General features: G+C 72.5%; 19 protein-coding genes. 10 read left to right on the top strand and 9 right to left on the bottom strand.

Features of this window, described 5'->3' with window-relative positions; genetic code table 11:
- The first annotated feature begins 195 nt into the window (after positions 1 to 195).
- Positions 196 to 2,394 (top strand): NADP-dependent isocitrate dehydrogenase, encoded by a 2,199-nt coding sequence (locus FJQ56_RS02725; protein ID WP_140007658.1) that lies wholly within the window; start codon positions 196 to 198, stop codon positions 2,392 to 2,394.
- A 201-nt stretch (positions 2,395 to 2,595) separates the two neighbouring features.
- The gene (locus FJQ56_RS02720; protein ID WP_140007657.1) at positions 2,596 to 6,195 is read left to right on the top strand and encodes an ATP-binding cassette domain-containing protein; all 3,600 of its coding nucleotides are present in this window, start codon (positions 2,596 to 2,598) and stop codon (positions 6,193 to 6,195) included.
- 150 nt (positions 6,196 to 6,345) lie between these two features.
- On the opposite strand, the gene FJQ56_RS02715 is transcribed toward FJQ56_RS02720, so the two are convergent.
- Positions 6,346 to 7,308 (bottom strand): PDDEXK family nuclease, encoded by a 963-nt coding sequence (locus tag FJQ56_RS02715; RefSeq protein ID WP_140007656.1) that lies wholly within the window; start codon positions 7,306 to 7,308, stop codon positions 6,346 to 6,348.
- A 202-nt stretch (positions 7,309 to 7,510) separates the two neighbouring features.
- On the opposite strand from FJQ56_RS02715, the gene FJQ56_RS21980 reads away from it, so the two are divergent.
- On the top strand, positions 7,511 to 7,924 hold the full coding sequence (locus FJQ56_RS21980; RefSeq protein WP_170215235.1) for a hypothetical protein: 414 nt from the start codon (positions 7,511 to 7,513) through the stop codon (positions 7,922 to 7,924).
- Here FJQ56_RS21980 and FJQ56_RS02705 read toward each other — a convergent pair.
- Complete coding sequence (locus tag FJQ56_RS02705) at positions 7,908 to 8,615, bottom strand: SDR family NAD(P)-dependent oxidoreductase (RefSeq protein WP_140007655.1); 708 nt, start codon at positions 8,613 to 8,615, stop codon at positions 7,908 to 7,910. The genes FJQ56_RS21980 and FJQ56_RS02705 overlap by 17 nt on opposite strands.
- A gap of 105 nt (positions 8,616 to 8,720) precedes the next feature.
- Between FJQ56_RS02705 and FJQ56_RS02700 the strand changes: the two genes are divergently transcribed.
- Positions 8,721 to 9,185 carry an SRPBCC family protein gene (locus FJQ56_RS02700; protein WP_140007654.1) on the top strand — a complete coding sequence of 155 codons (465 nt, stop codon included), beginning with the start codon at positions 8,721 to 8,723 and terminating at the stop codon, positions 9,183 to 9,185.
- 83 nt (positions 9,186 to 9,268) lie between these two features.
- Positions 9,269 to 10,555, top strand: coding sequence for an MFS transporter (locus tag FJQ56_RS02695; RefSeq protein WP_140007653.1), 1,287 nt, complete (start codon positions 9,269 to 9,271; stop codon positions 10,553 to 10,555).
- On the opposite strand, the gene FJQ56_RS02690 is transcribed toward FJQ56_RS02695, so the two are convergent.
- A complete protein-coding gene (locus tag FJQ56_RS02690) occupies positions 10,519 to 11,619 on the bottom strand; it encodes a GNAT family N-acetyltransferase (RefSeq protein WP_140007652.1) in 1,101 nt (366 codons plus the stop codon). The two genes, FJQ56_RS02695 and FJQ56_RS02690, sit on opposite strands and share 37 nt — an antisense overlap.
- A gap of 44 nt (positions 11,620 to 11,663) precedes the next feature.
- Complete coding sequence (locus tag FJQ56_RS02685) at positions 11,664 to 12,413, bottom strand: maleylpyruvate isomerase family mycothiol-dependent enzyme (protein ID WP_211350730.1); 750 nt, start codon at positions 12,411 to 12,413, stop codon at positions 11,664 to 11,666.
- Positions 12,414 to 12,451: 38 nt separating this feature from the next.
- Between FJQ56_RS02685 and trpS the strand changes: the two genes are divergently transcribed.
- The 4 genes from trpS to FJQ56_RS02665 are packed head-to-tail and all read left to right on the top strand — an operon-like array spanning position 12,452 to position 15,350.
- The gene (trpS, locus tag FJQ56_RS02680; protein WP_140007650.1) at positions 12,452 to 13,513 is read left to right on the top strand and encodes a tryptophan--tRNA ligase; all 1,062 of its coding nucleotides are present in this window, start codon (positions 12,452 to 12,454) and stop codon (positions 13,511 to 13,513) included.
- A 9-nt stretch (positions 13,514 to 13,522) separates the two neighbouring features.
- Complete coding sequence (locus FJQ56_RS02675; RefSeq protein WP_140007649.1) at positions 13,523 to 14,035, top strand: 2'-5' RNA ligase family protein; 513 nt, start codon at positions 13,523 to 13,525, stop codon at positions 14,033 to 14,035.
- Positions 14,036 to 14,040: 5 nt separating this feature from the next.
- Entirely contained in the window at positions 14,041 to 15,093 is a 1,053-nt protein-coding gene (locus FJQ56_RS02670) for a YihY/virulence factor BrkB family protein (protein WP_140007648.1), read from the top strand.
- Complete coding sequence (locus FJQ56_RS02665; RefSeq protein WP_140007647.1) at positions 15,090 to 15,350, top strand: SCO4848 family membrane protein; 261 nt, start codon at positions 15,090 to 15,092, stop codon at positions 15,348 to 15,350. Before FJQ56_RS02670 ends, FJQ56_RS02665 begins: the two co-directional genes overlap by 4 nt.
- On the opposite strand, the gene FJQ56_RS02660 is transcribed toward FJQ56_RS02665, so the two are convergent.
- Positions 15,340 to 15,891 carry an isochorismatase family protein gene (locus FJQ56_RS02660; protein WP_140007646.1) on the bottom strand — a complete coding sequence of 184 codons (552 nt, stop codon included), beginning with the start codon at positions 15,889 to 15,891 and terminating at the stop codon, positions 15,340 to 15,342. The genes FJQ56_RS02665 and FJQ56_RS02660 overlap by 11 nt on opposite strands.
- 18 nt (positions 15,892 to 15,909) lie before the next feature.
- Between FJQ56_RS02660 and FJQ56_RS02655 the strand changes: the two genes are divergently transcribed.
- A complete protein-coding gene (locus tag FJQ56_RS02655; protein WP_170215234.1) occupies positions 15,910 to 16,920 on the top strand; it encodes a helix-turn-helix transcriptional regulator in 1,011 nt (336 codons plus the stop codon).
- Positions 16,921 to 17,003: 83 nt separating this feature from the next.
- Here the strand turns inward: FJQ56_RS02655 and FJQ56_RS02650 are convergent, their stop codons facing one another.
- From FJQ56_RS02650 to FJQ56_RS22855, 4 genes are all read right to left on the bottom strand, one after another.
- A complete protein-coding gene (locus FJQ56_RS02650) occupies positions 17,004 to 17,747 on the bottom strand; it encodes a succinate dehydrogenase/fumarate reductase iron-sulfur subunit (protein WP_140007644.1) in 744 nt (247 codons plus the stop codon).
- The gene (locus tag FJQ56_RS02645) at positions 17,747 to 19,780 is read right to left on the bottom strand and encodes a fumarate reductase/succinate dehydrogenase flavoprotein subunit (protein ID WP_140007643.1); all 2,034 of its coding nucleotides are present in this window, start codon (positions 19,778 to 19,780) and stop codon (positions 17,747 to 17,749) included. Before FJQ56_RS02645 ends, FJQ56_RS02650 begins: the two co-directional genes overlap by 1 nt.
- A gap of 16 nt (positions 19,781 to 19,796) precedes the next feature.
- Positions 19,797 to 20,516 carry a succinate dehydrogenase cytochrome b subunit gene (locus FJQ56_RS02640; RefSeq protein ID WP_140007642.1) on the bottom strand — a complete coding sequence of 240 codons (720 nt, stop codon included), beginning with the start codon at positions 20,514 to 20,516 and terminating at the stop codon, positions 19,797 to 19,799.
- Between the two features lie 96 nt (positions 20,517 to 20,612).
- A complete protein-coding gene (locus tag FJQ56_RS22855) occupies positions 20,613 to 23,438 on the bottom strand; it encodes a helix-turn-helix transcriptional regulator (RefSeq protein ID WP_140007641.1) in 2,826 nt (941 codons plus the stop codon).
- Position 23,439 lies beyond the last annotated feature (1 nt).

Raw genomic sequence — 23,439 nt, 5'->3', positions numbered from 1 at the left:
GCGGGGACTGCCCTTCGGACTGGGGGGCCAAACCTGAGTGGCCCGACTCTAGTGGGGCGCAGGCGTGCGCCGGTGCTGCCCCGGCTGGCAGGCTGGGCCCGACGGACTGAGGCCCGGCCCGGGACGTCAGGTATCTTGACGTCAAGAAACCATTCGATCGTCCCACCTCGATCGCCCAGGAGCTGATCACCACCCATGGCTGACACGTCGAAGATCATCTACACCCACACCGACGAGGCGCCGCTGCTGGCGACGTACTCCCTGCTGCCGATCATCGCGGCGTACGCCGCCAAGGCGGGCGTCGACGTCGAGACGCGCGACATCTCCCTGGCCGGGCGGGTCCTGGCGCAGTTCGGTCTCGCCGACGACGCCCTCGCCGAGCTCGGCGAGCTGGCGACCCGGCCCGAGGCCAACATCATCAAGCTGCCCAACGTCTCGGCGTCGGTGCCCCAGCTCAAGGCCGTCATCAAGGAGCTGCAGGACCAGGGCTTCGACCTGCCCGACTACCCCGAGAGCGCGTCCTCCGAGGAGGACCGCGAGGTCCGCGCCAAGTACGACCGGACCAAGGGCTCCGCGGTCAATCCCGTGCTGCGTGAGGGCAACTCCGACCGACGTGCGCCGCTGTCGGTCAAGAACTACGCCAAGGCCCACCCGCACCGCATGGGGGCCTGGTCGGCCGACTCCAGGACCAATGTCGCCACCATGGGCGAGCACGACTTCTTCTCCAACGAGAAGTCCGTGGTGATCCCCGCCGACGACACCCTGCGCATCGAGCACGTCGGCGTCGACGGCACGGTCACCGTGCTGAAGGCCGAGACCAAGGTCCTGGCCGGCGAGGTCGTCGACGGCACGTTCATGGACGTCGCCGCGCTGCGCCGCTTCCTGACCGAGCAGATCGCCCGCGCCAAGGCCGACGGTGTGCTGTTCTCCGCCCACCTCAAGGCGACGATGATGAAGGTCAGCGACCCGATCATCTTCGGCCACGTCGTGCAGGCGTTCTTCCCGACGCTCTTCGACCAGTACGGCGAGCAGCTCAAGGCCGCGGGCATCAGCCCCAACGACGGCCTGGGCGCGCTGCTCGCGGCGGCCGACTCGCTGCCCGAGGGCGAGGCGATCCGCGCCGCGGTGACCCAGGGCCTGGCCGAGGGCCCAGCCATCGCGATGGTCGACTCCGACAAGGGCATCACCAACCTGCACGTGCCGAGCGACGTGATCATCGACGCCTCGATGCCGGCGATGATCCGCCAGTCGGGCCACATGTGGGGCCCCGACGGCGAGGAGGCCGACACCCTCGCGGTGATCCCCGACTCGTCCTACGCCGGCGTCTACCAGACGGTGCTCGACGACTGCCGCGCCCACGGCGCCTTCGACCCGGCCACGATGGGCTCGGTGCCCAACGTCGGGCTGATGGCCAAGGCGGCCGAGGAGTACGGCTCGCACGACAAGACCTTCGAGGTGCCGGCCGCCGGCACCGTCCGGGTCGTCGCGAGCAACGGCGACGTCCTGATCGAGCACGACGTGCAGCCCGGCGACATCTGGCGGGCCTGCCAGACCAAGGACGCCCCCATCCGTGACTGGGTCAAGCTCGCCGTCACCCGGGCCCGCGCCAGCGGCACCCCGGCCGTCTTCTGGCTCGACGCCAACCGCGCCCACGACGCCAACCTGATCGCCAAGGTCGAGGCCTACCTGCCCGAGCACGACACCGACGGCCTGACCATCGAGATCATGCCCCCGGCCGAGGCGACGGCGTACTCCCTCGAGCGGATCCGCAAGGGCGAGGACACCATCTCGGTCACCGGCAACGTGCTGCGCGACTACAACACCGACCTGTTCCCGATCCTCGAGCTCGGCACGTCGGCCAAGATGCTGTCGATCGTGCCCCTGATGAACGGCGGTGGGCTGTTCGAGACCGGTGCCGGCGGCTCGGCGCCCAAGCACGTGCAGCAGCTGGTCAAGGAGAACTACCTGCGCTGGGACAGCCTGGGTGAGTTCTTCGCCCTGGCCGCCTCCTTCGACCACCTGTCCGACTACGCCGGCAACAAGGGCGCCAAGGTGCTCGGCGAGACCCTCGACAAGGCGACCGGCACGTTCCTCGAGAACGACAAGTCGCCCACCCGTCGGATCGGCGGCATCGACAACCGCGGCTCGCACTTCTACCTCGGCCTCTACTGGGCCCAGGAGATCGCGGCCCAGACCGACGACACCGACCTCGCCGCGGTGTTCAAGCCGTTCGCCGAGCGGCTGGCCGCGGCCGAGGACACGATCGTCGCCGAGCTCAACGCCGTCCAGGGCAGTCCCGCCGACATCGGCGGCTACTACCGCCCCGATGAGGCCAAGGCCGAGCAGGTCATGCGTCCCTCGGCCACGCTCAACGAGGCGCTCGCGGCCTTCTGAGCCACCCGTCCTGGTCGTCCGCCCCGCGGTGAGCCTCGGCTCGCCGCGGGGCGGACGTCTGTGTGGCCGGCGCGGCCCGGCGCGGCCCGGCGTGGCCCGCACCGCTCGGCGGGCGGGGTGCGAGTGCTCCGCGCCACGTCCTCCCGACCACCCGGAAACCGGGGTGAAGACTGTCGGTGGGAGCGCGTAGGTTCGACGGCGATGACCGACACCTCGACCGCCGCGCGACCCACCAAGCCCGACCCCGAGGGCCCGACGGGTCGGGTCGCCACCCCCGCCCGCACGGTCGACTGGCGACGGCTGCGCAAGGCCTCGGTCGGGTGGGCCATGGGAGCCTCCTTCCTGGGTGCCCTCGGCAAGACCCTCGGCACCGTGGTCGCCGGCTCGCTCGCCGACGGTCCGACCGAGGCCCTGGTCTGGCTGCTTGCGCTGGTGGTGGTCGGCGGGGCCGTGCTCGACACCGTCGGACGCACGGTCTGGTCGGCCGTGGTCGACCGCGCCGAGGGCAAGCTGCGCGGCGACCTGCTCGAGGCCGCGCTCCACCAGCCCCTGGTCGAGCTGCACGAGCAGGCCGTCGGCGAGGTCCTCGACCGGGTCGACGACGACACGCACGAGGTCGGCGCGCTGCTGCGCCGCCAGGTCTGGGACGCGCTGCGCACCGTCTTCGCCGCCGTGCCGATGTGGGTGGTCGCCGGCCTGACCTGGTGGCCGGCGTGGTTCCTCTTCCCGATCTTCGGCTACGTCGCCTGGCGGGTCATGCGGCCCCTGCTGCCCGAGGTCAAGCGGCTCACCGTCCTGGAGGAGATGGCCTGGACCGACCACGCCGCCGCGATGGAGGAGGGTGTCTCGGGCCGTGACGACCTGCGCACCAGCCTGGGCCAGGCCCACGTCGTACGCCGGCTGGCCGCGCTGTCCGGCGCCGTCCACCACCGCTTCGCCGACCTGCTGCGCATGCAGACCAAGATCACCCTGCGCACCGGGCTCCTGCTCCACGCCCTGCTCACCGGCATCGCCATCGCCGGGGTCGCGCTGGTCGTCGACGACGACCTGTCCGTCGGTCGCCTGGTGACGCTGTTCCTCGTGACCAGCACCTTCGTCGGCCAGGTCGACCAGATGGCCCGCCACCTGCCCGACCTGCAGGCCGGGCTCGGGGCCGTGATCCGGCTGCGCCAGGTGCTCGACACCGAGCCCGAGCCGGTCGGGGGCCTGCCGCTGCCCGAGGGCTCCCTCGCCGTCGAGCTGCGCGACCTCCACTTCGCCTACGACGAGGGCTCCTTCGCGCTGCGCGACGTCGACCTGCACGTCCCTGCCGGCCACACGATCGCCCTGGTCGGTCGCACCGGCTCGGGCAAGTCGACGCTGGCCTCGCTCGTCTCGCGCGCGGTCGACCCCCACCCCGGCACCCTGTTCGTCGGCGGGGTCGACGTCCTCGACCTCGACCTGCAGCAGCTGCGCGCCGCCGTCGGCGTGGTCACCCAGCGCACCGAGATCCTGGCCGGCACCCTGGCCGACAACATCACGCTCTTCACCGACGTGCCCCGCGAGCGCGTCCTGGCCGCGGTCACCGAGCTCGGCCTCGACGCGTGGGTCGACGGCCTCCCCGAGGGCGTCGACACCCTTCTCGGGCCCGGTGGCACGACGCTGTCCGCGGGGGAGGAGCAGCTCGTCGCGTTCGCCCGCCTGCTCGTGCGCGACGTCCAGGTCGTCGTCCTCGACGAGGCGACCGCGCGGATGGACCCCCTCACCGAGTCGCTCGTGGTGCTCGCCTCCGATCGGCTGCTGCGTGGCCGCACCGGCCTCCTGGTCGCGCACCGGCTCTCCACGACGGCGCGCGCCGAGCTGGTCGCGGTCCTCGAGGCCGGGCGCGTGGTGCAGACCGGACCCCGTGAGGTGCTCGCCCAGCAGCCGGGGCCGTTCCGCCGGCTCCTCGACGCCAGCCACGGTGACGAGATCGACCCGACCGCCGAGCCCGCCGAGCCCGCAGAGCCCGTCGCGGGCGTCGCTCCTGTCGACGCCGACCCCGTCGACCCTGCCGACGTCGGTCCGGCGGGTGCGGTGGGCGGTGCCCGCCGTACCGGTGAGCCTCCCGTGCTGCCCGTCGTCGGCAACGGCCCGAGCCTGGCCCGCGGCATCACCCACGCGCTGCTGGTGCGGCCGTGGTGGGGCGCGTTCGCTGCCGGGCTGTTCCTGCTCCAGGCCCTGGTGGGCGCGTTCGGCGCGATCACCGGCTGGGTCTGGGGCAACCTCGTCCAGGACCTCCAGGAGGGCCGCGGCGGACACCCCACCACGTGGTGGCTCTCGATCGCGCTCGCGCTGTGCATCATGGCGGCCCCCGTCATCATCACCGAGGCCATCAAGCGCTACCCGCGCTGGTGGATCGAGGTCATGCTGCGGGTGCGGATGTCGATGCTGATCGGCCAGACCGAGCAGCACCGCCTGACCCGCACCCCGCCCGGTGAGGTCGTGGCGCGCTCGATGGACGCCGACCGCTACGCGCGCTACGCCGACCGCTGGGTCGACTTCATCAACGGCCTCGCGATCGTCGTGGTGACCTGCATCGCGGGCCAGAGCCTGTTCGCCGGCGGCGTGCTGCTCGCGGTCATGATCGGGTCCGCCGCGGCGTCCTCGCTCGGCCGGCCGATCGCCGGCCGCTCGGCCGCGGAGTCCTCGGCGGCGCGCGCCCGGTTCGGCCGCTCGCTCGTCTCGGCCCTCGAGTCCGCACGCACCGTCAAGCTCGCCGCCGCCACGCCGTCGGTCCACCGACACCTCAAGTCGGTCGACCAGGGCCGGGTCGAGGCCGCCGTGTTCGAGCACCGGGTGCAGGCCGTCCTCGACGGGGTGCCCGTGGTGATGGTCCAGGCCGGCGTGGTCGCTGCCTGGGCGACCTACTTCCTCGGCGGCTGGAACCTCGCCACCGCCATCCTCGTCTCCGGCGCGGTCAACGGCTTCGACTGGTTCGGCCGGGTGGCCGGCGCCGTCGTCACCGAGGCACCCGGCGTGCGCGCCTGGCAGAAGGCGTCCAGCCGGTTGGCCGGCGGCGTCGACCTGGTGTCGCAGCGTCCCGGCGTCGACCTGGTCGCCGGGACGGCCCCGGCCCCGGCCGAGGTGCCCCGCACCCCGCTGCAGGCCCTCACGTTGCGTGACGTCGCGGCCGTGCACGACGACGGCACCCGCGGGGTCGTCGGCGTCGACCTCACCGTGCGCGCCGGCGAGCTCGTGCTGCTGCTCGGTCAGGTCGGGTCGGGCAAGTCCAGCCTGCTCTCGGCCCTGGCCGGTCTGGTCGAGCACACCGGCTCGATCCGGTGGAACGACGTCGAGGTCACCGACGCCGAGGCCTTCCTGCGACCCGGCCAGGTCGCCCACGTCGCCCAGGTCCCGCGGGTGCTCTCCGGCACCTTCGGCGACAACGTCCTGCTCGGCCACGACCGCGTCTTCGACCGCGCCGTCGCCGACGCCCGCCTCGAGCGCGACCTCGACGACGCCGGCGGCGCCGACGCCGTGGTGGGCCACCGCGGCGTACGCCTCTCGGGCGGACAGGTCCAGCGGCTCGCCCTGGCCCGCGCCCTGGCCGCCGACACCGAGCTGCTGCTCGCCGACGACGTCTCCAGCGCCCTCGACGCGGCCACCGAGGTCGAGCTGTGGGCGGCCCTGCGCGAGCGCGGCGCCGCCGTCATCGGCGCCACCTCCAAGCGGGCCGCCCTCGAACAGGCCGACACCGTCGTCGTCCTCGTCGACGGCGAGGTCGCCGCCTCCGGCCCGTGGCGCGAGCTGTCCGGGGCCTGGGGCCACCTCGCGGGCTGAGGTGTGCGTCATACGTCCTGGCGGCTCTGGGAGCCAGCTCGTATGACACCCCGGTCGTCCGGTGCGTCATACGAGGTGGTGGCTCGCGCGGCCGCTCCGTATGACGTCCGACAGGCCCACCCGCCCGACCGCCCCCCGTCAGCCGACTCCTCAGGCCGCCACGTCAGGTGTCCAACCGCCCGCGCGCAGTCCCGCCTCGATCTGCTCGAAGAAGGCGTCGGGGGCGAGACGGAGCCCGAGGAGGGGGATCCGCAGCACGGTCTGGTCACCGAGCGCGATCTCGTTGTGGCGCAACGAGTCCGGGACGACCTGCTCCGCCCAGGTGTGCTGGATGCCGTCGACCTCGACCACCAGTCCGAACTCGGCCCACCGCAGGTCGAGGTAGTAGCGGCCGTCGGTGGTCCTCACCACGGTCTGGCTCGTCGGCGGAGGGAGATGTCGGGCTCGACACAGGCGGACCACGTCGAGCTCCCCGAGCGAGCGGACGCCGCCGGCGAGCTCGAGGATGACGGCGTGCAGGAGGTCGCGGCGAGGATCGCGTCGGATGCGTAGCGCCGCCTCGGCGATCTCCTCGACGGTGGCGAGCTCCTGCTGCACGACCATCGTGAGCACCAAGGTGGCCTGCCGCGCTGTCGACGCCCACAGGAACGCCCGGACCGCGGCGATCGGGGTGCGGGTGCGGGGGATCGGGGACTCCGGATCGAGGTCGGTGGCCTGCCATCGCCGGGTCTGCCGGATGTCGACCGAGGACCCCCGGTGGCGGATGCGCGCTCCGCGCGGCACGGTGACGCGGATGAGGCGCACGCGGTAGCGCTGGAGCCCGCCGACCAGCAACGACGACTCGCCGTCGAGCATGGCCCGCGGGCCGCCCTCGATCAGGGCGACCCAGTGCTTGGCCTCGTCGGACAGGGGACCGGTGAGCAGGGCCACGGCGTGCGTGCCGCACCGTCGCCACCGAGCAGCTCGCACGTTGGCCCGCACCTCACCTCGGGTGATGCCCTCGTCGTAGAGCCGGCGGAGCGAGACGATCCCGGCCTGCTCCTGGGAGAGAGCGTCGACCAGGGCACGGCGACGGCGACGGCGCAGGGGTGCGAGGGCTTGGGCATCGGGCATGGCACCGACGATCGGCTCGAACGCCGACCATCGCGTCGATGTCGGGCGCCGCCTGTGGACGACGGCGTCGGCACGCGGCCTGTGGACGACTCCTGGTCATCACGCCGGGGTGAGCGTGGGGTCGGGACGTCATACGTCGTGGTGGCGCCCGCCGCCGTCTCGTATGACGCAACCGCCACCGGCCACCTGGCACCCTGGCCCCATGCGCCCCACCCGTGCCCTCGTCGCCGTCACCCTGACCGTTGCCGTCGCGCTGACCGCCTGCTCCCAGGCCGAGGACGCCGCCAAGGACGCCGCCGGCGACGCGGCGTGCTCGGTCGCGCGCAGCGCGGTGGACGAGGCCGGTCGGCAGGCCGGCAACGCCGTGGACGAGATCGGCGCCGACCCGCAGGCCGCCGAGGGCGACCTGCGCAACGTCCGAGACGCGCTGGCGACGGCCGAGAAGGGCGTCAGCGGGGACACCAAGGACAAGCTCGCCGACGCGAGGTCAGCCGTCGAGAGGCTCCTGGGTCAGGCCGAGGACGCCGCCCGGGGCGCGGAGGTCGACACCACCGCGGTCCAGGACGCGAAGGGCGACCTCGACCGGGCGGTCGCGGACGTCAAGCAGCTCTGCTGACCAGCTGCTTCAGCTTCGGGTCCCACCCGAGCACCCGGGTGTCGTCGGCCAGCGCGGCCACGACGGCGTCGACCACCTCGCCCGCCGGCCACGACTCGGGCAGCGGGGGAGGGGAGCCGGCCAGGGCTCGGGTCTCGAGCCCGGTGTCGAGGTGGGGAGGGCGGACGTCGAGCACGCCGAAGCCCCGGCGGTTCTCGCGGCGCAGCACCCCGAGCCAGGCGGACAGGGCGGCCTTGGTGGCGGAGTACTCGCCCATCTGGTTGGTCGGCAGGTCCGCCAGGATCGCGGACAGCACCGCGACCCGCCCACGGTCGCTGTCCTCCAGCGCGGGCGCCGCGGCCCGCACGAGCGACATCGGGCCGAGCACGTTGACGGCGAACAGCTCGTCCACGACCGCCGCGTCTGCCTCGGCGGCCGGCCCGAACGCGGCGACGCCGACCGCGACCACCAGCAGGTCGAGGCCGCCGAGCTGATCGACCGCCTCGTCGACCGCACGGCGGCACGAGTCGCCGTCGACGGCGTCGAAGAGCACCGGCTGCGTGCCGAAGCGGTCCGCGAGAGCGTCGAGCGAGTCACGTCGGCGCCCGCCGACCACCACCCGCGCCCCACGCTCGTGCAGTGCGTCCGCCAGGCGACCACCCAGGGCGCCGCTCGCGCCCGCCACCAGTGTTCGTGCCCCGTCGAGGTCCATGACGCCGATGATGCTGGGATACGACGGACGAGGGCTCACCCGCGCAGTGCCTGCTAACCCCGACGGGTGGTCAACCCCGTCGCCGGACGTGACCACAGTGGACACATGACCGACGACAAGAGGATCACCGTCAGCCGCACCATCGACGCGCCGACGACCGCCGTGTTCGACGTGCTCTCCAACCCCGCTCGCCACGCCGAGCTCGACGGGTCAGGGTTCGTGATCGGCGACGACCGCTCCGACCGGATCACCGGCACCGGGCAGAAGTTCACGATGAACATGAGCGGCGACCACATGGGCGGCGACTACCAGACCGACAACCACGTCATCGGCTACGACGAGAACAAGCTGCTGGCCTGGAAGACCGCGCCGGCCGGCGCCGAGCCGCCCGGCTGGGAGTGGGTCTGGGAGCTCAAGGCCGAGGGGCCCGACTCGACCCACGTGACCCTGGTCTACGACTGGAGCAACGTGACCGACAAGGACCTGCTCGCCAAGCTCAGCTTCCCGCTGGTCCCGCAGGAGGCCCTCGAGGCGTCCCTCGGCAACCTCGCCTCGGCGGTCGCCGGCTGAGCCACGACCGAGATCACACCGACTCGGAATAGGTCGTGCTCGGCTGCCGGTTGGAGGATGGACGTCCCCGACCGGAAGCCGACATGACCACCGCCCCCACCGAGCCAGGCACCACCGACGCAGCCGACCCGGCCGACCGGGCCGACCGGGCCGACCGGGCCGACCGGGCCGACCGGGCCGAGCCGTCGGTGCGCACGCCGCACTTCGTCCTCGCCGTGCTGGCGCTGGCGCTGGGCGGCTTCGCCATCGGCACCACGGAGTTCGTGACGATGGGCCTGATCCGCGAGATCGCGGGCGGGGTGCGGGTGTCGATCCCCAGCGCCGGACACGTGATCTCGGCGTACGCCGTCGGGGTCGTGGTCGGGGCTCCGCTGCTGGCGTTCTTCGGCGCCAAGCTGCCGCGTCGTGCCCTGCTGGTCGGGCTGATGGCGGCGTACGCCGTCTTCAACGCGTTCAGCGCGGTCGCGACGAGCTTCCACTGGCTGCTGCTGGCCCGGTTCCTCGACGGGCTGCCGCACGGCGCCTACTTCGGGGTCGCGTCCCTGGTCGCCGCCGACCTCGCGGCTCCGGGCCGCAAGGGTCGGGCCGTGGCGTCGGTGATGCTCGGACTGTCGGTCGCCAACGTGGTCGGGGTGCCCGGTGCCACCTGGCTGGGTCAGCACCTCGGCTGGCGCTCGGCGTACTGGGCGGTCGCGGCACTGTCGCTGGCCACCGTCGTGATGCTGTGGGCGTTCGTCCCCTCGCTCCCCGGCAACGCCGACGCGACCGGCCGCCGCGAGCTCGCCGCACTCCGCAAGCCGCAGGTCTGGCTGACGCTCCTGGCCGGCGCGATCGGCTTCGGCGGCATGTTCGCCGTCTTCTCCTACGTCGCCCCGACGGTCACCGAGGCCGGCGGGCTGGGCGACGGTGCGGTCCCGGTGTTCCTGCTGGTCTTCGGCCTCGGCATGGTCGCCGGCACCTGGGTCGCCGGTGAGCTGGCCGACTGGTCGGTGTTCCGCGCGCTGATTCTCGGCTCCGGGGGGATGGGCCTGGCGCTGGTCGCGTGGTTCCTCCTCGCGCCGACCGGGTGGGGGCTGCTGCCGATCGCCTTCCTCGTCACCGCGCTCGGCTCGGTGCTCGTGGTCAACCTCCAGCTGCGGCTGATGGACGTCGCCGGTGACGCGCAGACCCTCGGCGCCGCGATGAACCACGCGAGCCTCAACGTCGCCAACGCCCTGGGTGCGTGGCTCGGTGGCCTGGTGATCGCGGCCGGCTACGGCTACCGGGCGCCGGCGCTGGTCGGCATCGGGCTGTCGGCCACCGGCCTGGTCGTGGTCCTCGTGTCACTCGCGCTTCAGCGGCGCGACCACTCCTCCGCCAGCACGTCGTAGATCGCCACGTCGGCGAGGCCGGTGCGCAGGACGGTGCCGAGACGTTCGACACCGGTCTGGCGGAACCCGGCCGCCTCGATCACGTGACGTGACGCAGCGTTGCCGACGGCGGCGAACGCACGCACGCGGCCCAATCCGAGCTCGGCGAACGCCCAGTCGGTGACGAGGTGCAGCGCGCCGGTCATCACTCCCCGGCCACGGGCGTCGGGGTGCGACCAGTAGCCGATCTCGGCGTCCTCGGGCGCGATGTCGAAGACCTCGATCGACCCGAGTGCCACGTCGTCGGCCGGGTCGGTGATCGCCCAGGTGACCGATCGCCCGGTCGCCTGCTTCTCGGTGTTGGCGGCCATCCAGGCCTGCGCGCTCGACGCGGTGTAGGGCGCCGGCATCCGCCCCAGCCACTGCTGGGTGCGCTCGTCGGAGCACGCCTCGACGACCCGTGGCAGGTCGTCGTCGACGAAGGGCCGCAGGCGCAGGCCGCCTCCCTCCAGCACGGGCACCGACAGCCACCGCCCGGACGGCTCCCGTGGCTCGTCGACCAGCAGGGTGCCCACCCAGGCGTCGACGAGCTCGCCGCGTGAGACGTGGGAGTGCCGCAGCACGCCGTCGAGGCTGAACCCGAGGCGCCACGCGAGCTTGCGTGAGGCCCAGTTGCCGACGGTGGCCCGCCACACGACGGTCTGCAGGCCCTGCTGCGTGAAGCCCCACTCGAGCAGCAGCCGGAGCCCGGCCTCCATGACCCCGGTGCCGCGGGCGGCCGGGTGCGCGCCGTACGCGATCTCGGCGCGGCCGTGGCCCTCGTCGCGCAGGGCGATGTTGCCGGCGTAGCGCGAGCCGTCGGGCAGCACCGCGTCGACGCAGAAGATCCACTGCGACCCGTCGGCCCAGGCGCCGGGTGCGATCACGTCGACGAACTCGACGGCGTCGGCCAGCCCGAACGGCACCGGCACCTGCGTCCACTCGATCGACACCGGGTCGAGGCACTGCTCGAGCACCCCGGCCAGGTCGCGGTCGTCGAGCGCCCGCAGGGTCACGGTGCCGTCGGTGAGGATGGGGACGTCCATGGCCACGACCCTGTCACGCCGGACCCCGGCTCCGCGCCCGGGTTTCAGGTCACGATCATCGTGCGCCACAGGTCGGTGGCGTCGCTGTCGAGCTCGTCGGTGCGGTTCCAGAGCCACAGGTAGAGCTGGGCCGACGTGCCCTCGACGACCAGGTCGCCGGGCGCGTCGCCGTCGTCGTGCCGGGTGGTCACCGGCGCCTCGTCGGTCACCAGCACGGAGTAGGAGCGCGCCGCGTCCGTGGGGCGTACGGCGACCCGCACCGGCTCGGCGGAGCGCAGGGGCGACGTGGAGCGCGGGACGAAGCCGAGCAGCAGCTCGTCGACCCCGTCGAGGGCGACGTCGGGGGTCACCCAGGTCTCCTCGGCCCGGGCCGGCCGTCCGAGCGCGGCGCCCAGCACGTCGGCGGCGTGGATGGTCGTCTCGTGGCACTGCCGCCGCGCCCAGAAGCGCTTGGGCGGGGCAGCGTCGTGCAGGAAGACCGGGGCGTCAGCGTCGTCCGCCGCCTCGACCAGGGTCCGGACCAGCGCGATCGCCCCGTCGCGCAGCCACTCGACAGGGTCGCTGCTGCTGCGCCCGGCCTTCTCGATCGGCGTCCACTCCAGGTCCTCGCCGCGGAACGACGCAGCCGCCCAGCGGTGCACGGCCCCCTGGTGGCCGACGAGGCGGCGTACGGTCCACTCCGGGCAGGACGGGACCGGCACGTCGAGGCCGGACCGGCCGGCGTGGCGGGCCAGCTCGAGCATGGCCGTGTGGAGGCCCGCCAGGTGCTGGGAGAACGTCAGGTCGGTGGGCACGTCAGGAGTCTCCCAGGGCATCGGCAAGAATGGTCGCCATGTCTGCGACCACCCAGCCCGAGGTCAGTGTGCCCACGCTGGCGGCGGGAGGGGCGCGGCCCCGTGTCCTGTCCGGGATCCAGCCCACCGCCGACTCGTTCCACTTCGGCAACTACCTCGGCGCGCTGCGACAGTGGGTCGACCTCCAGCGCGACCACCAGCCGTTCTTCTTCATCGCCGACCTGCACGCCATCACGGTCGAGCAGGACCCCAAGGTGCTGCGCGAGCGCACCCTGCGCGCCGCCGCCCAGCTGCTGGCCATGGGCATCGACCCCGCCCGCTCGGCGATCTTCGTGCAGAGCCAGGTTCCCGAGCACGCCCAGCTCGGCTGGGTGCTGCAGTGCCTGACCGGCTTCGGCGAGGCGCGTCGGATGACGCAGTTCAAGGACAAGTCGGCCAAGGGCGGCGAGGGTGCCGCGTCGGTCGGGCTGTTCACCTACCCGGTGCTGCAGGCCGCCGACATCCTGCTCTACCGCCCGCACTACGTGCCGGTCGGCGAGGACCAGCGCCAGCACCTCGAGCTCACCCGCGACCTGGCCCAGCGCTTCAACCACCGCTACAAGAAGACCTTCCGGCTGCCCGAGCCCTACATCCTCAAGGCGACCGCCAAGATCGCCGACCTGCAGGACCCCACGTCGAAGATGTCGAAGTCGGCGTCCTCCCCGGCCGGCATCGTCGAGATGCTCGACCAGCCCTCGGTCAGCGCCAAGAAGATCCGCTCCGCGGTCACCGACAGTGAGGCCGAGATCCGCTTCGACCCCGAGACCAAGCCCGGCATCAGCAACCTGCTCACCATCTTCTCGGCGCTGTCCGGCACCACCGTGACCGACCTCGAGCAGGAGTACGCCGGTCAGGGCTACGGTGCGCTCAAGGGCGACCTGGCCGACGCGGTGGTCACCTTCGTGACGCCGTTCCGCGACCGCACGCTCGAGCTCCTCGACGACCAGGCCTACCTGAGCGAGGTGCTGCGCCAGGGCGCCGAGCAGGCCGGCGACGTGGCTCGGACCACGCTCAGGGACGTCTACCAGCGGGTGGGCTTCGTGGCCCCCGCGCAGCGCTAGGGTCGCCTGATGCCGACGATCGGAGTGGCCGTCGCGATCCCCGAGCCGTGGGCGTCCGAGCTGCAGGACTACCGCACCACCGTCGGCGACCTCACCGCGACGATGATCCCGACCCACATCACGCTGGTCCCGCCCGTCGAGATCGACGACGAGCTCGCCGTCGTCGAGGAGCACCTCGCCGAGACGGCGTCCCAGATCGCCACGTTCGACGTGCACCTGCGCGGCACGGGCACGTTCCGTCCCGTCTCGCCGGTGGTGTTCGTCAGCCTGGTCGAGGGCATCTCCCAGTGCGAGCAGCTCGCCGACGCCGTACGCCGCGGACCGCTCGACGTCGCGCTCGACTTCCCCTACCACCCCCACGTCACGGTGGCCCACCACCTGCCCGACGACCGCCTCGACCTGGCGTTCTCCGAGCTGGCCGCGTTCGAGTGCCAGTTCACCGTCTCCGACTTCCACCTCTACGTCCACGACCACGAGCGCGGTTGGCGACCCTCGCGCGACTTCGCCCTGGCCCGAGGCTGACCGGCATGGTCTCGGTGAAGGAGCGGCTGGGCGAGGCGCGCGAGGAGCACCCCGCCCTCGACCACGTGCTGCTGATGAACGAGCACTACGGCCGGGTCAAGGCGGGCCAGCAGGCCGGGGCCGTCACCTACTTCGCGTTCTTGTCGTTCTTCCCGATCCTGGCCCTGGCGTTCTTCACCGTCGGGCTCATCGCCGGCGTCTACCCCGACGCCCGCGAGAACGTCGTCACCGCGATCGACTCGGTCCTGCCCGGCATCATCGGCGACGGCGAGAGCCAGATCTCGATCGACGACGTGCAGGACTTCTCCGGGCTGGCCGGCGTCGTCGGTCTCCTCGGTGTCCTGTACGCCGGTCTCGGCTGGGTCTCGGCGCTGCGCGACGCGCTCGGTGTCGTCTTCGAGACCCCGCAGCGCGAGCAGCCGTCGTTCGTCAAGGGCAAGCTGCGCGACCTCGAGGCGCTCGTGGTCGTGGGCCTGGTCCTGGTCGTCGCGGTGGCCGTCGCTGGGTTCGTCTCCGGGTTCTCCGAGGACGTGCTGGACTTCCTGGGCCTGGGCTCCGAGCTGGGCTGGCTGGTCAGGCTGCTGGCGATCGTCCTCGGCCTGGCCGCCAACGCCCTGCTCTTCTACGCGCTGTTCAAGCTGCTCGCCGAGCCCGACCCGCCGTCGCGGTCGCTGTGGTCGGGCGCGCTCCTCGGCGCGGTCGGCTTCGAGGTGCTCAAGCAGCTCTCGGGGTTGCTGCTGGGCTCGACGAAGGGCCAGCCGGCCTTCCAGGCGTTCGGCATCGCGCTGATCCTGCTGGTCTGGATCAACTACTTCTCCCGCCTCGTGCTCTACGCCGCCACGTGGGCCTACACGACGCCGGCGGCGATCGCGCTGCGTCAGGGGGCGCCCGCCGACCCGGTCCAGGGCCCGGCCACCCCCGACCTCACCGAGCTCCCCGCGATCGTCACCGCTGGCAACGAGACAGCCGCGGCGCGTCGTACGTGGCCGGCGCCGTTCGCCGCCGGCAGCGCGGTCACCCTGGCCGTGGTCGCCTTCCTGCGGAGGAACAAGCCATGAGGTTCGAACGCAAGCACGCCGTCCTGCTGCTGGGGGTCGCGGTCTGGAACGTCGTCACCTTCAGCACCTTCGCCAAGAACCTCTACGCCGCCTACGACTCCGGCGAGGACCGACCCACGGGCTACTGGGTCGCCCACACGGTGCTCATCGTCGTCAACTTCGCCATCGCGGGCGTGCTCGGCTCGCTGGGCTGGAAGGCGCTGCGGGCCTCGCGCGCCGCTGCGGCTGCCGAGGAGCGGACGTCGGTCACCAGGTGACGTCGGCCGCCGGCACCACCTCGGTGGTGACGCCGGGGTACTCGGTGTCGGCGACGAAGAAGTTGGTGTAGGCGATCATCTCCTTGGCCCCGACCGGCACGGTGGTGCCGTCGGGCAGGTCGAGGTCCCACGGACCCTCGTCGGTGGTGTGGCCATCGGCGACCAGCACCGTGTCGTAGCCCTCGATCTGGGAGCGGGCGGCGGTGCTGCGGACGCACGCGTCGGTCGCCGCGCCGCACAGCACGAGTCGGGTGACGCCGAGGGCGTCGAGGCGCGCCCGCAGGTCGGTCTCGACGAAGGCGTCGAGGTAGAGCTTGGCGACGACCGGGTCGCCGGCGCCGGGCCGGACCTCCTCGACGATCTGCCACGGGTCGGAGCCGGGCACGAACGGACCGGCCTCGTGCTGGATCCAGATCACGGGGACGTCGTCGGCTCGCGCCCGGTCGATGAGACCCCGGATGCGGGCGACGACGCCGTCGCGGTCGTGGGCGCCGGAGGTGTTGCCCTCCTGGACGTCGATGACGATCAGTGCCGTGGTCATGCGCCGTACGCTAGCCGGGTGAGCGGACAGTTCCCGACCGGATTGGCGAGCCCGTCGGGTCGGGTGCTGGCCCTGCTCGAACGCGTCCAGGAACGCCCTGGGCTGACCGCCGACCAGCTCGCCGCCGAGCTCGGCGTGGGGGAGCGCACCGTACGCCGCTACGTCGGCACCCTCCAGGAGCTGGGGATCCCGGTCACCGCCCACCGGGGCCGGGTCGGCGGCTACCACCTCGAGGCCGGCTACCGGATGGCGCCGCTGATGCTCGGCACCGACGAGGCGGTCGCGCTGACGTTGACCATGGCGGTCCTGACCGGTCGGGCTCCCGACGGCCCGCCCGGGCCGGCGGCTGCGGCGCTGGGCAAGCTGCGCCGGGCGCTGCCACGCGCGGTGGCCGAGCGGGTCGACGACGTCCTCGCGGCCGTCGTACCCCCGGAGCGCAGCGACCGGCTCGCCCCCGGCGCCACCCCCGACCCCTCGCTGCTCGCGACGCTGGCCGCGGGGGTGGTGGGCGAGCGGGTCTGCCGGATCCGGCACGGGTCGACCACCCGTGACGTCAACGCCTACGGCGTCGCGGTCGTGCGCGGTCACCTCTACCTGCACGGCTGGTGCCACCTACGCCGCGCGCGACGCACCTTCCGCGTCGACCGGATCAGCGCCGCCGACCTCCTCGCGGAGACCTTCCGTACGCCGTCCGGCCTCGACGTGGCGGCCGCCGTCGAGACCTCGCTCGCCACGAGCTGGGAGGAGTGGACGGTGAGCGTACTGCTCCACGCCCCGCTCGAGGTCGTACGCGCCACGATCCCGAGGTGGGTCGGGGTCGCCGAGCCGGTCGACGCGACCTGCACCCGACTGCGGCTGACCACCCGCAACCTGGACGCCACGGTGCTGCGGCTCTCGGACCACACCCTGCCGATGACGGTCGAGAAGCCCGCCGAGCTGCGTGACGCCTTCGCGCGGCGGGCGGTCTGGATGGCGGGGGTGGGGGCGGGTGGGAGTTCTGTCGATGCGGTGGGAGTTTCACCGCTGTAGCGGTGAAACTCATTCCCCTTCGACGGAGCTTCGTCGAGGAGGTGGGAGTTTCACCGCTACAGCGGAGATTTTCCCAACGGGTGTCAGTGCCCGTTCTTGACCGCGGTGCGGAAGTCCTTGTTGAGCTGCGAGATCACGTCGAGCGGGATCTCCTTGGGGCAGGCCGCGGTGCACTCACCGATGTTGGTGCAGCCGCCGAAGCCCTCGGCGTCGTGCTGGGCGACCATGGCGGTCACCCGCGACCACCGCTCGGGCTGCCCCTGGGGCAGCTCGCCGAGGTGGGTGATCTTGGCGCCGAGGAAGAGCGAGGCCGAGCCGTTGGGGCAGGCCGCCACGCAGGCGCCGCAGCCGATGCAGGTGGCGACGTTGAAGGCACGCATGGCCTTGTCGCGCGGGGCCGGCACCGAGTTGGCCTCGGGCGCGGAGCCGGTGTTGGCCGAGATGTAGCCGCCGGACTGGATGATCCGGTCGAAGGCCGAGCGGTCGACGATGAGGTCCTTGATGACCGGGAACGGGTCGGCGCGCCACGGCTCGACGGTGATCGAGTCGCCGTCCTTGAAGGACCGCATGTGCAGCTGGCAGCTCGTGGTGACCTCGGGGCCGTGGGCCTGGCCGTCGATCATCAGGTCGCACGAGCCACAGATGCCCTCGCGACAGTCGGAGTCGAAGGCGACGGGCTCCTCGCCCTTCTCGTTGAGGTCCTCGTTGAGGTGGTCGAGCATCTCGAGGAAGCTCATGTCCTCCGAGACGTCGCCCACCTGGTAGGTGTGGATCGCGCCGGGGGCGGTGGGGCCGGACTGCCGCCAGATCTTCAGGGTCAGGTTCATTACTTGTAGCTCCGCTGCTTCATCTCGATGGCGGTGTAGATGAGGTCTTCCTTGTGGAGCACGGGCTGGCCGCCCTCCAGGGAGTCGCCACCCCACTCCCAGGCCGCGACGTAGGCGAACTCCTCGTCGTGACGCAGTGCCTCACCGTCCTCGGTCTGCGACTCGCCGCGGAAGTGGCCGCCGCAGGACTCGCGCCGGTTGAGGGCGTCGATGCACATCAGCTCACCGAGCTCGATGAAGTCGGCGACGCGTCCGGCTCGCTCGAGCGACTGGTTGAGCGTGTCGCCGGTGCCGAGCACCTTGAGGTCGGACCAGAAGGCCTGCTTGAGCTCACGGATCATGTCGATGGCCTTGCGCAGCCCGGGCTCGGTGCGCTCCATGCCGCAGTACTCCCACATGATGTTGCCGAGCTCGCGGTGGAAGCTGTCGGCCGAGCGGGTGCCGCCGATCGACAGGAAGCGGTCGACCCGCTCCTTGACCGAGGTCTGGGCGGCGACGACCTCGGGGTGCGACTCGTCGATGGCCGGGAACGGGCCGTCGGCGAGGAAGTCGCGGATCGTGTTGGGCAGCACGAAGTAGCCGTCGGCCAGGCCCTGCATCAGGGCCGACGCCCCGAGGCGGTTGGCGCCGTGGTCGGAGAAGTTGGCCTCGCCGGTCACGAACAGGCCGGGCAGGTTGGACTGCAGGTGGTAGTCGACCCACAGACCGCCCATGACGTAGTGCACGGCGGGGTAGATGCGCATCGGCACCTCGTAGGGGTTCTCACCCGTGATCCGCTCGTACATGTCGAAGAGGTTGTCGTACTTCTCCTCCACGCCGGCCTTGCCGTAGCGCGCGATGGCGTCGGTGAAGTCGAGGTAGACACCACGCCGGAAGTCGCCGACCAGGGGACCGACGCCGCGGCCCTCGTCGCAGACGTTCTTGGCCTGGCGCGAGGCGATGTCGCGGGGGACGAGGTTGCCGAAGGACGGGTAGATGCGCTCGAGGTAGTAGTCGCGGTCCTCCTCGGGGATGTCGCGCGGGTCCTTGTCGCAGTCGTCGCGGTTCTTGGGCACCCAGATCCGGCCGTCGTTGCGCAGCGACTCCGACATCAGGGTGAGCTTGGACTGGTGCTCGCCCGAGACCGGGATGCAGGTCGGGTGGATCTGCGTGTAGCAGGGGTTGGCCATGTAGGCGCCCTTGCGGTGCGCACGCCACGCGGCGGTGACGTTGGAGCCCATCGCGTTGGTGGAGAGGAAGAAGACGTTGCCGTAGCCGCCCGAGGCCAGGACGACGACGTCGGCCAGGTGGGTCTCGATCTCGCCGGTGACCAGGTCGCGGGCGATGATGCCGCGGGCCTTGCCATCGACGACGACCAGCTCGAGCATCTCGTGGCGGGTGTACTGGGTGACCGTGCCGGCCGCGACCTGGCGCTCCATGGCCTGGTAGGCGCCGATCAGGAGCTGCTGGCCGGTCTGGCCCCGGGCGTAGAAGGTGCGCGAGACCTGCACGCCGCCGAAGGAGCGGTTGTCGAGCAGGCCGCCGTAGTCGCGCGCGAACGGGACGCCCTGCGCGACGCACTGGTCGATGATGTTGGTGCTGACCTCGGCCAGCCGATAGACGTTGGACTCACGGGCGCGGTAGTCGCCGCCCTTCACGGTGTCGTAGAAGAGCCGGAACGTGGAGTCACCGTCCTCCTTGTAGTTCTTGGCCGCGTTGATGCCGCCCTGGGCGGCGATCGAGTGCGCCCGCCGCGGGGAGTCCTGGTAGCAGAAGGACTTCACGTTGTAGCCGGCCTCGCCGAGCGTCGCGGCGGCCGCGCCACCGGCCAGGCCGGTGCCGACGATGATCACCGTCAACTTGCGGCGGTTGGCCGGGTTGACCAGCCGGTTCTCGAAGCGGCGGGTGGTCCACCGGTCGGCGATCGGACCGGTCGGCGCGACGGCGTCGACGATCTTGTCGCCCTTGGTGTAGTAGTCGTGGGCGTCGTCCGACGTCTGGGTCGGCGCGGAGTTGAGCGGGGTGAGGCCCTCGTGGAAGGTCGATCCGGCCATGGTGTGAGCCCTTCAGTCAGTCGATGATGCCGGCGAGGACGCCGATGGGGACCAGCGAGAAGCCGCCGGCGACGACGATCGCCAGCACCATCCCGGCGGCCCGGGCGTTGCGGCGGGCCTTGGCGGAGTTGGTGAAGCCGAGGGTCTGGGTGGCGCTGAACGTGCCGTGGTGCAGGTGCAGGGCCAGCGCCGCCATCGAGACGAGGTAGATAGCGGTCAGCCACCAGACGTCGAAGCTGTCGACCATCAGCGTGTAGGGATCGCCGGCGGCGTCGCCGGTGTTGCCGTTGCTGACGTTGATCTTGCCGAAGCTGAAGTTGAGCAGGTGCCAGATGATGAAGAGCAACAGCGTGGCGCCGCCCCACCGCATCGTGCGCGACGACAGGCTCGAGCTGCGGTTCTTCTTCACGACGTACTTGGTCGTGCGGGCCCGGCCGGCCCGGCGGGCCAGGATCACGGCCGACGTGACGTGCACGACGAGCGCCAGCAGGAGGCCGGCTCGCGAGATCCACAGGAAGCCCTCGTGCGGGAGGATCGGCTCACCGAACTCACGCAGGTGCTCTGCGTAGCCGTTGAACGACTCCTGGCCCGAGAAGGCCTTGAGGTTGCCGTACATGTGCACGAGCACGAACGCCACGAAGACGAGGCCGCTGGCGGCCATCGCGATCTTGAGGGCGACCGTAGAACGAGTCGATCGTGAGCCCGTGACGAGGGCGGGCCGGGTCGTTGTTGCCACGAGAGTTCACTCTACGACCGTGCTAGGAGACGTGTTCACCCCCCAGGTGTGACATACGTCGCGGGGACGGCGCAAGGTCGGGGCCCTCGACGGGTGCTACGGCGCCAGCGCCCCGGCCAGCTCGCGGCGGCTGCCGATGCCGAGCTTGGTGTAGACGCGGCCGAGGTGGTTCTCGACGGTCTTGGGGGAGACGAACAGCTCGTGGGCGATGTCGCGGTTGCTGCGGCCGACGACGGCCAGCGTGGCGACCCGTCGTTCGCTGGCGGTGAGCGACTCGCTCCCCGCCCTGGTCGTACGGCGGGGTCGGTCGCCCAGGGCGGCCAGGGCGCCCGAGATCCGCGTCTCCAGAGCCCGGGCGCCGCAGGCCCGGGCGAGGTCGGCTGCCTCGGCCAGCAGCTCGCGCGACTCCGTACGACGTCCTTGCGCGCGCCACGACTCGGCCTGGTCGGCCAGGGCCTTGGCGTGCTCGAGCCGGTCGGGCGAGCCCGCCAGCACCAGGACCACCTCGTCGAGACGCTGGGCGCGGGCATCGGGGTCGGGGTCGAAGCGGGCGGCCACCCGCAGCGCCTCCCCGAGCTCGGTCGGCGAGCCCCAGGCGCGGGCGCGGTCGACCTGCGCGGCGAGATGGGCACGGGCCTCGTCGTCGCGACCGAGCCGGGAGCAGGCGATCGCGGCCGGGAGCCGCCACGCGAGGCCGGCCGGGTCGATCCCGACCGCCTGCGTCTCGCGCTGCAGGGTCGCGAGGTGACCGAGCGCGGCGTGGGGGTCGTCCTCGGCCAGGCTCACCCGGGCACGGACCTCGTGGAGCCAGATCAGGGGGATCACCCGGATGCCCTGCGTGCCGGAGTCGACACCGGCCAGGGCCGCCTTGGCCGCCGCCAGGTCGCGCCGCTCCATGGCGACGTAGCAGGCGAACTGCGCGGCCGTCGTGCGGAGCGAGAGGACCTCGGGGGTGAGGGGCTCCAGGGCGACCGCGGCCAGGACGGCCTCGGACTCGGTGTCGGTGGCGACCACGTCGCCGAGCCGCCAGGCGAGGACCTGCGCGGCGTTGGCCGCCATGGCGTAGTCGACCGGGGACCCGCCGCGCACGATCCGGGCGCGGGCCCGGTCGAGCTCGTGGCGGGCCTCGACGACAGCGTCGGCGGTGATCGCTGCCATCATCGCCAGCGTCCAGGGCACCAGGCCGTCGCCACGGGCGCAGTCGTCGAAGAGCGCGCCGTCGCCGAGCGCCCGCAGGCCGTAGTCGGCGACCCGGGTGTGCGGCTGGTTCTCGTGGCGGGCGCGCTGGGCGAGCAGGGCCAGCAGGGTGCGCTCCTGGGCGGTGTCGCCCCGCAGCTGCTCGAAGCGGCTCAGGTGCTCGAGGGACAGCGGGCGCTGCGAGGGCACGAACTGGCGGGTCACCCCGAGGGCGGCCTCGAGCGTCAGCCGGGCCGGCTCGTGGTCCAGGGGCGGCCAGCGGTCGAGGACCGACACGAGCTCGGCGACCGCGGCCTCGGCGCCGGCCGTCGCGAGCGTCGCCGAGGCGGCGGCCGCCTGCATCTCGGCGCGACGTCGGGGATCGGTCTCGGCCTCGGCGGCCTCGAGCAGGTGGGGGCGGGCCTCGGCCGGACGGCCGGCCCGCAGCAGGGTCGCGCCGAGCCGCTCGCGCACGACCAGGTCGCCGGGACGCTCGAGCAGCGCCCGGGCCAGGCAGTCGGCGGCGACCTCGCGGTCGCCGGCCGCGAGGGAGAACCGGGCGGCCTCGGACAGCAGGTCGGCGGCGTCGGGGAGCGTGCCGACGGGCGCGACGAGCAGGTGGACGGCGAGCTGGGTCGCGGGGGCGTGCCGCGCGCGGAGCTCGACCGCGGCACGGGCGTGCATCCCGGCGACGGTGAGCGAGCCGAGGGCGGCCACGGTCGCCTCCCGGATCACCGGGTGGACGAACGTGAGCCCGTCAGCACCGCCGAGCACCACGTTGGCCCGCACGAGGTCGGCGACCGCCGGCTCGAGCCGTTCCTCGTCGACCTGCGCGACCCGGCGGGCCAGCCACGGGCTGGCGTCGACGCCGAGCACCGCCGCCGCCCCGGCCAGGGCGAGGGCCTCGGGCGAGAGCCGGCTCAGCATGGCGCGCGAGATCGTCGCGGGGCCCAGCCCGCCGATGGCGGCCGCGGTGACCGGGTTGCTCACGTCGTGACCCGCGCTGACCAGCTCGTCGAGCAGCGCTCCGGTGAGGAACGGGTTGCCGCCGCAGGCCGCGTGCATGGCGGTCACGACGTCGGGGCACGGCACGACGCCCTCGGGGGTGTGGAAGGCGGCCACCGCCGTCGCCGACAGGGTCTCGGGGAGCAGCCTCTCGACGTACGGCGACACGGTGAGGTCGGTGAGCGGGCCCGTGGCGCCGGTGGGCGGGCGGGTGCTGACGACCAGCGCGATCGGCAGGTCGGCGACCCGTCGGGCGAGGTAGCCGAGGAAGCGCAGCGACGGCTGGTCGCTCCACTGGGCGTCGTCGACCGTGATCAGCAGCGGGCGCGTCGAGGACAGGTCGATCGCGACCCACCACAGGGCGTGCAGGGTGCGGGCGACCTCGGCGTCGGTCGCCGAGCTCTCCGGGGCGACGTCGAGGGCCTGCAGAGCGGCGCCGGCCGGCCCGTCGAGGATGGCGCGCCGCACGTCGCCGCTGTAGCGCGAGACCGAGCGCTCCACCATCTGTCGTACGACGCCCCACGCCATCGCGGTCTCGGTGTCGTCGCCCGCGGCCTGGAGTCGTCCGAAGCCGCGTGCGCGCGCCAGCTCGCGGGCCTCGCGGACCAGCCGCGTCTTGCCGATGCCGGCCAGCCCCTCGATGACCAGGACCCGGCCGTGGCCGGCCGTGGCGCTGTCGAGGGCCTCGGCGATCCGGGCGAGCTCGGTGTCGCGCTCCAGGATCTGAGAGGCCGAGCTCATG

It is taken from the genome of Nocardioides plantarum, from assembly GCF_006346395.1.
GTDB lineage: Bacteria > Actinomycetota > Actinomycetes > Propionibacteriales > Nocardioidaceae > Nocardioides > Nocardioides plantarum.
This window is presented reverse-complemented; position numbering and strand designations above follow the sequence as displayed.

Excerpts from the sequence above, each read along its gene's own strand:
- FJQ56_RS02725 (WP_140007658.1), top strand. The coding sequence starts at position 196 with ATGGCTGACACGTCGAAGATCATCTACACCCACACCGACGAGGCGCCG.
- FJQ56_RS02720 (WP_140007657.1), top strand. The coding sequence starts at position 2,596 with ATGACCGACACCTCGACCGCCGCGCGACCCACCAAGCCCGACCCCGAG.
- FJQ56_RS02715 (WP_140007656.1), bottom strand. The coding sequence starts at position 7,308 with ATGCCCGATGCCCAAGCCCTCGCACCCCTGCGCCGTCGCCGTCGCCGT.
- FJQ56_RS21980 (WP_170215235.1), top strand. The coding sequence starts at position 7,511 with ATGCGCCCCACCCGTGCCCTCGTCGCCGTCACCCTGACCGTTGCCGTC.
- FJQ56_RS02705 (WP_140007655.1), bottom strand. The coding sequence starts at position 8,615 with ATGGACCTCGACGGGGCACGAACACTGGTGGCGGGCGCGAGCGGCGCC.
- FJQ56_RS02700 (WP_140007654.1), top strand. The coding sequence starts at position 8,721 with ATGACCGACGACAAGAGGATCACCGTCAGCCGCACCATCGACGCGCCG.
- FJQ56_RS02695 (WP_140007653.1), top strand. The coding sequence starts at position 9,269 with ATGACCACCGCCCCCACCGAGCCAGGCACCACCGACGCAGCCGACCCG.
- FJQ56_RS02690 (WP_140007652.1), bottom strand. The coding sequence starts at position 11,619 with ATGGACGTCCCCATCCTCACCGACGGCACCGTGACCCTGCGGGCGCTC.
- trpS (WP_140007650.1), top strand. The coding sequence starts at position 12,452 with ATGTCTGCGACCACCCAGCCCGAGGTCAGTGTGCCCACGCTGGCGGCG.
- FJQ56_RS02675 (WP_140007649.1), top strand. The coding sequence starts at position 13,523 with ATGCCGACGATCGGAGTGGCCGTCGCGATCCCCGAGCCGTGGGCGTCC.
- FJQ56_RS02670 (WP_140007648.1), top strand. The coding sequence starts at position 14,041 with ATGGTCTCGGTGAAGGAGCGGCTGGGCGAGGCGCGCGAGGAGCACCCC.
- FJQ56_RS02665 (WP_140007647.1), top strand. The coding sequence starts at position 15,090 with ATGAGGTTCGAACGCAAGCACGCCGTCCTGCTGCTGGGGGTCGCGGTC.
- FJQ56_RS02660 (WP_140007646.1), bottom strand. The coding sequence starts at position 15,891 with ATGACCACGGCACTGATCGTCATCGACGTCCAGGAGGGCAACACCTCC.
- FJQ56_RS02650 (WP_140007644.1), bottom strand. The coding sequence starts at position 17,747 with ATGAACCTGACCCTGAAGATCTGGCGGCAGTCCGGCCCCACCGCCCCC.
- FJQ56_RS02645 (WP_140007643.1), bottom strand. The coding sequence starts at position 19,780 with ATGGCCGGATCGACCTTCCACGAGGGCCTCACCCCGCTCAACTCCGCG.
- FJQ56_RS22855 (WP_140007641.1), bottom strand. The coding sequence starts at position 23,438 with ATGAGCTCGGCCTCTCAGATCCTGGAGCGCGACACCGAGCTCGCCCGG.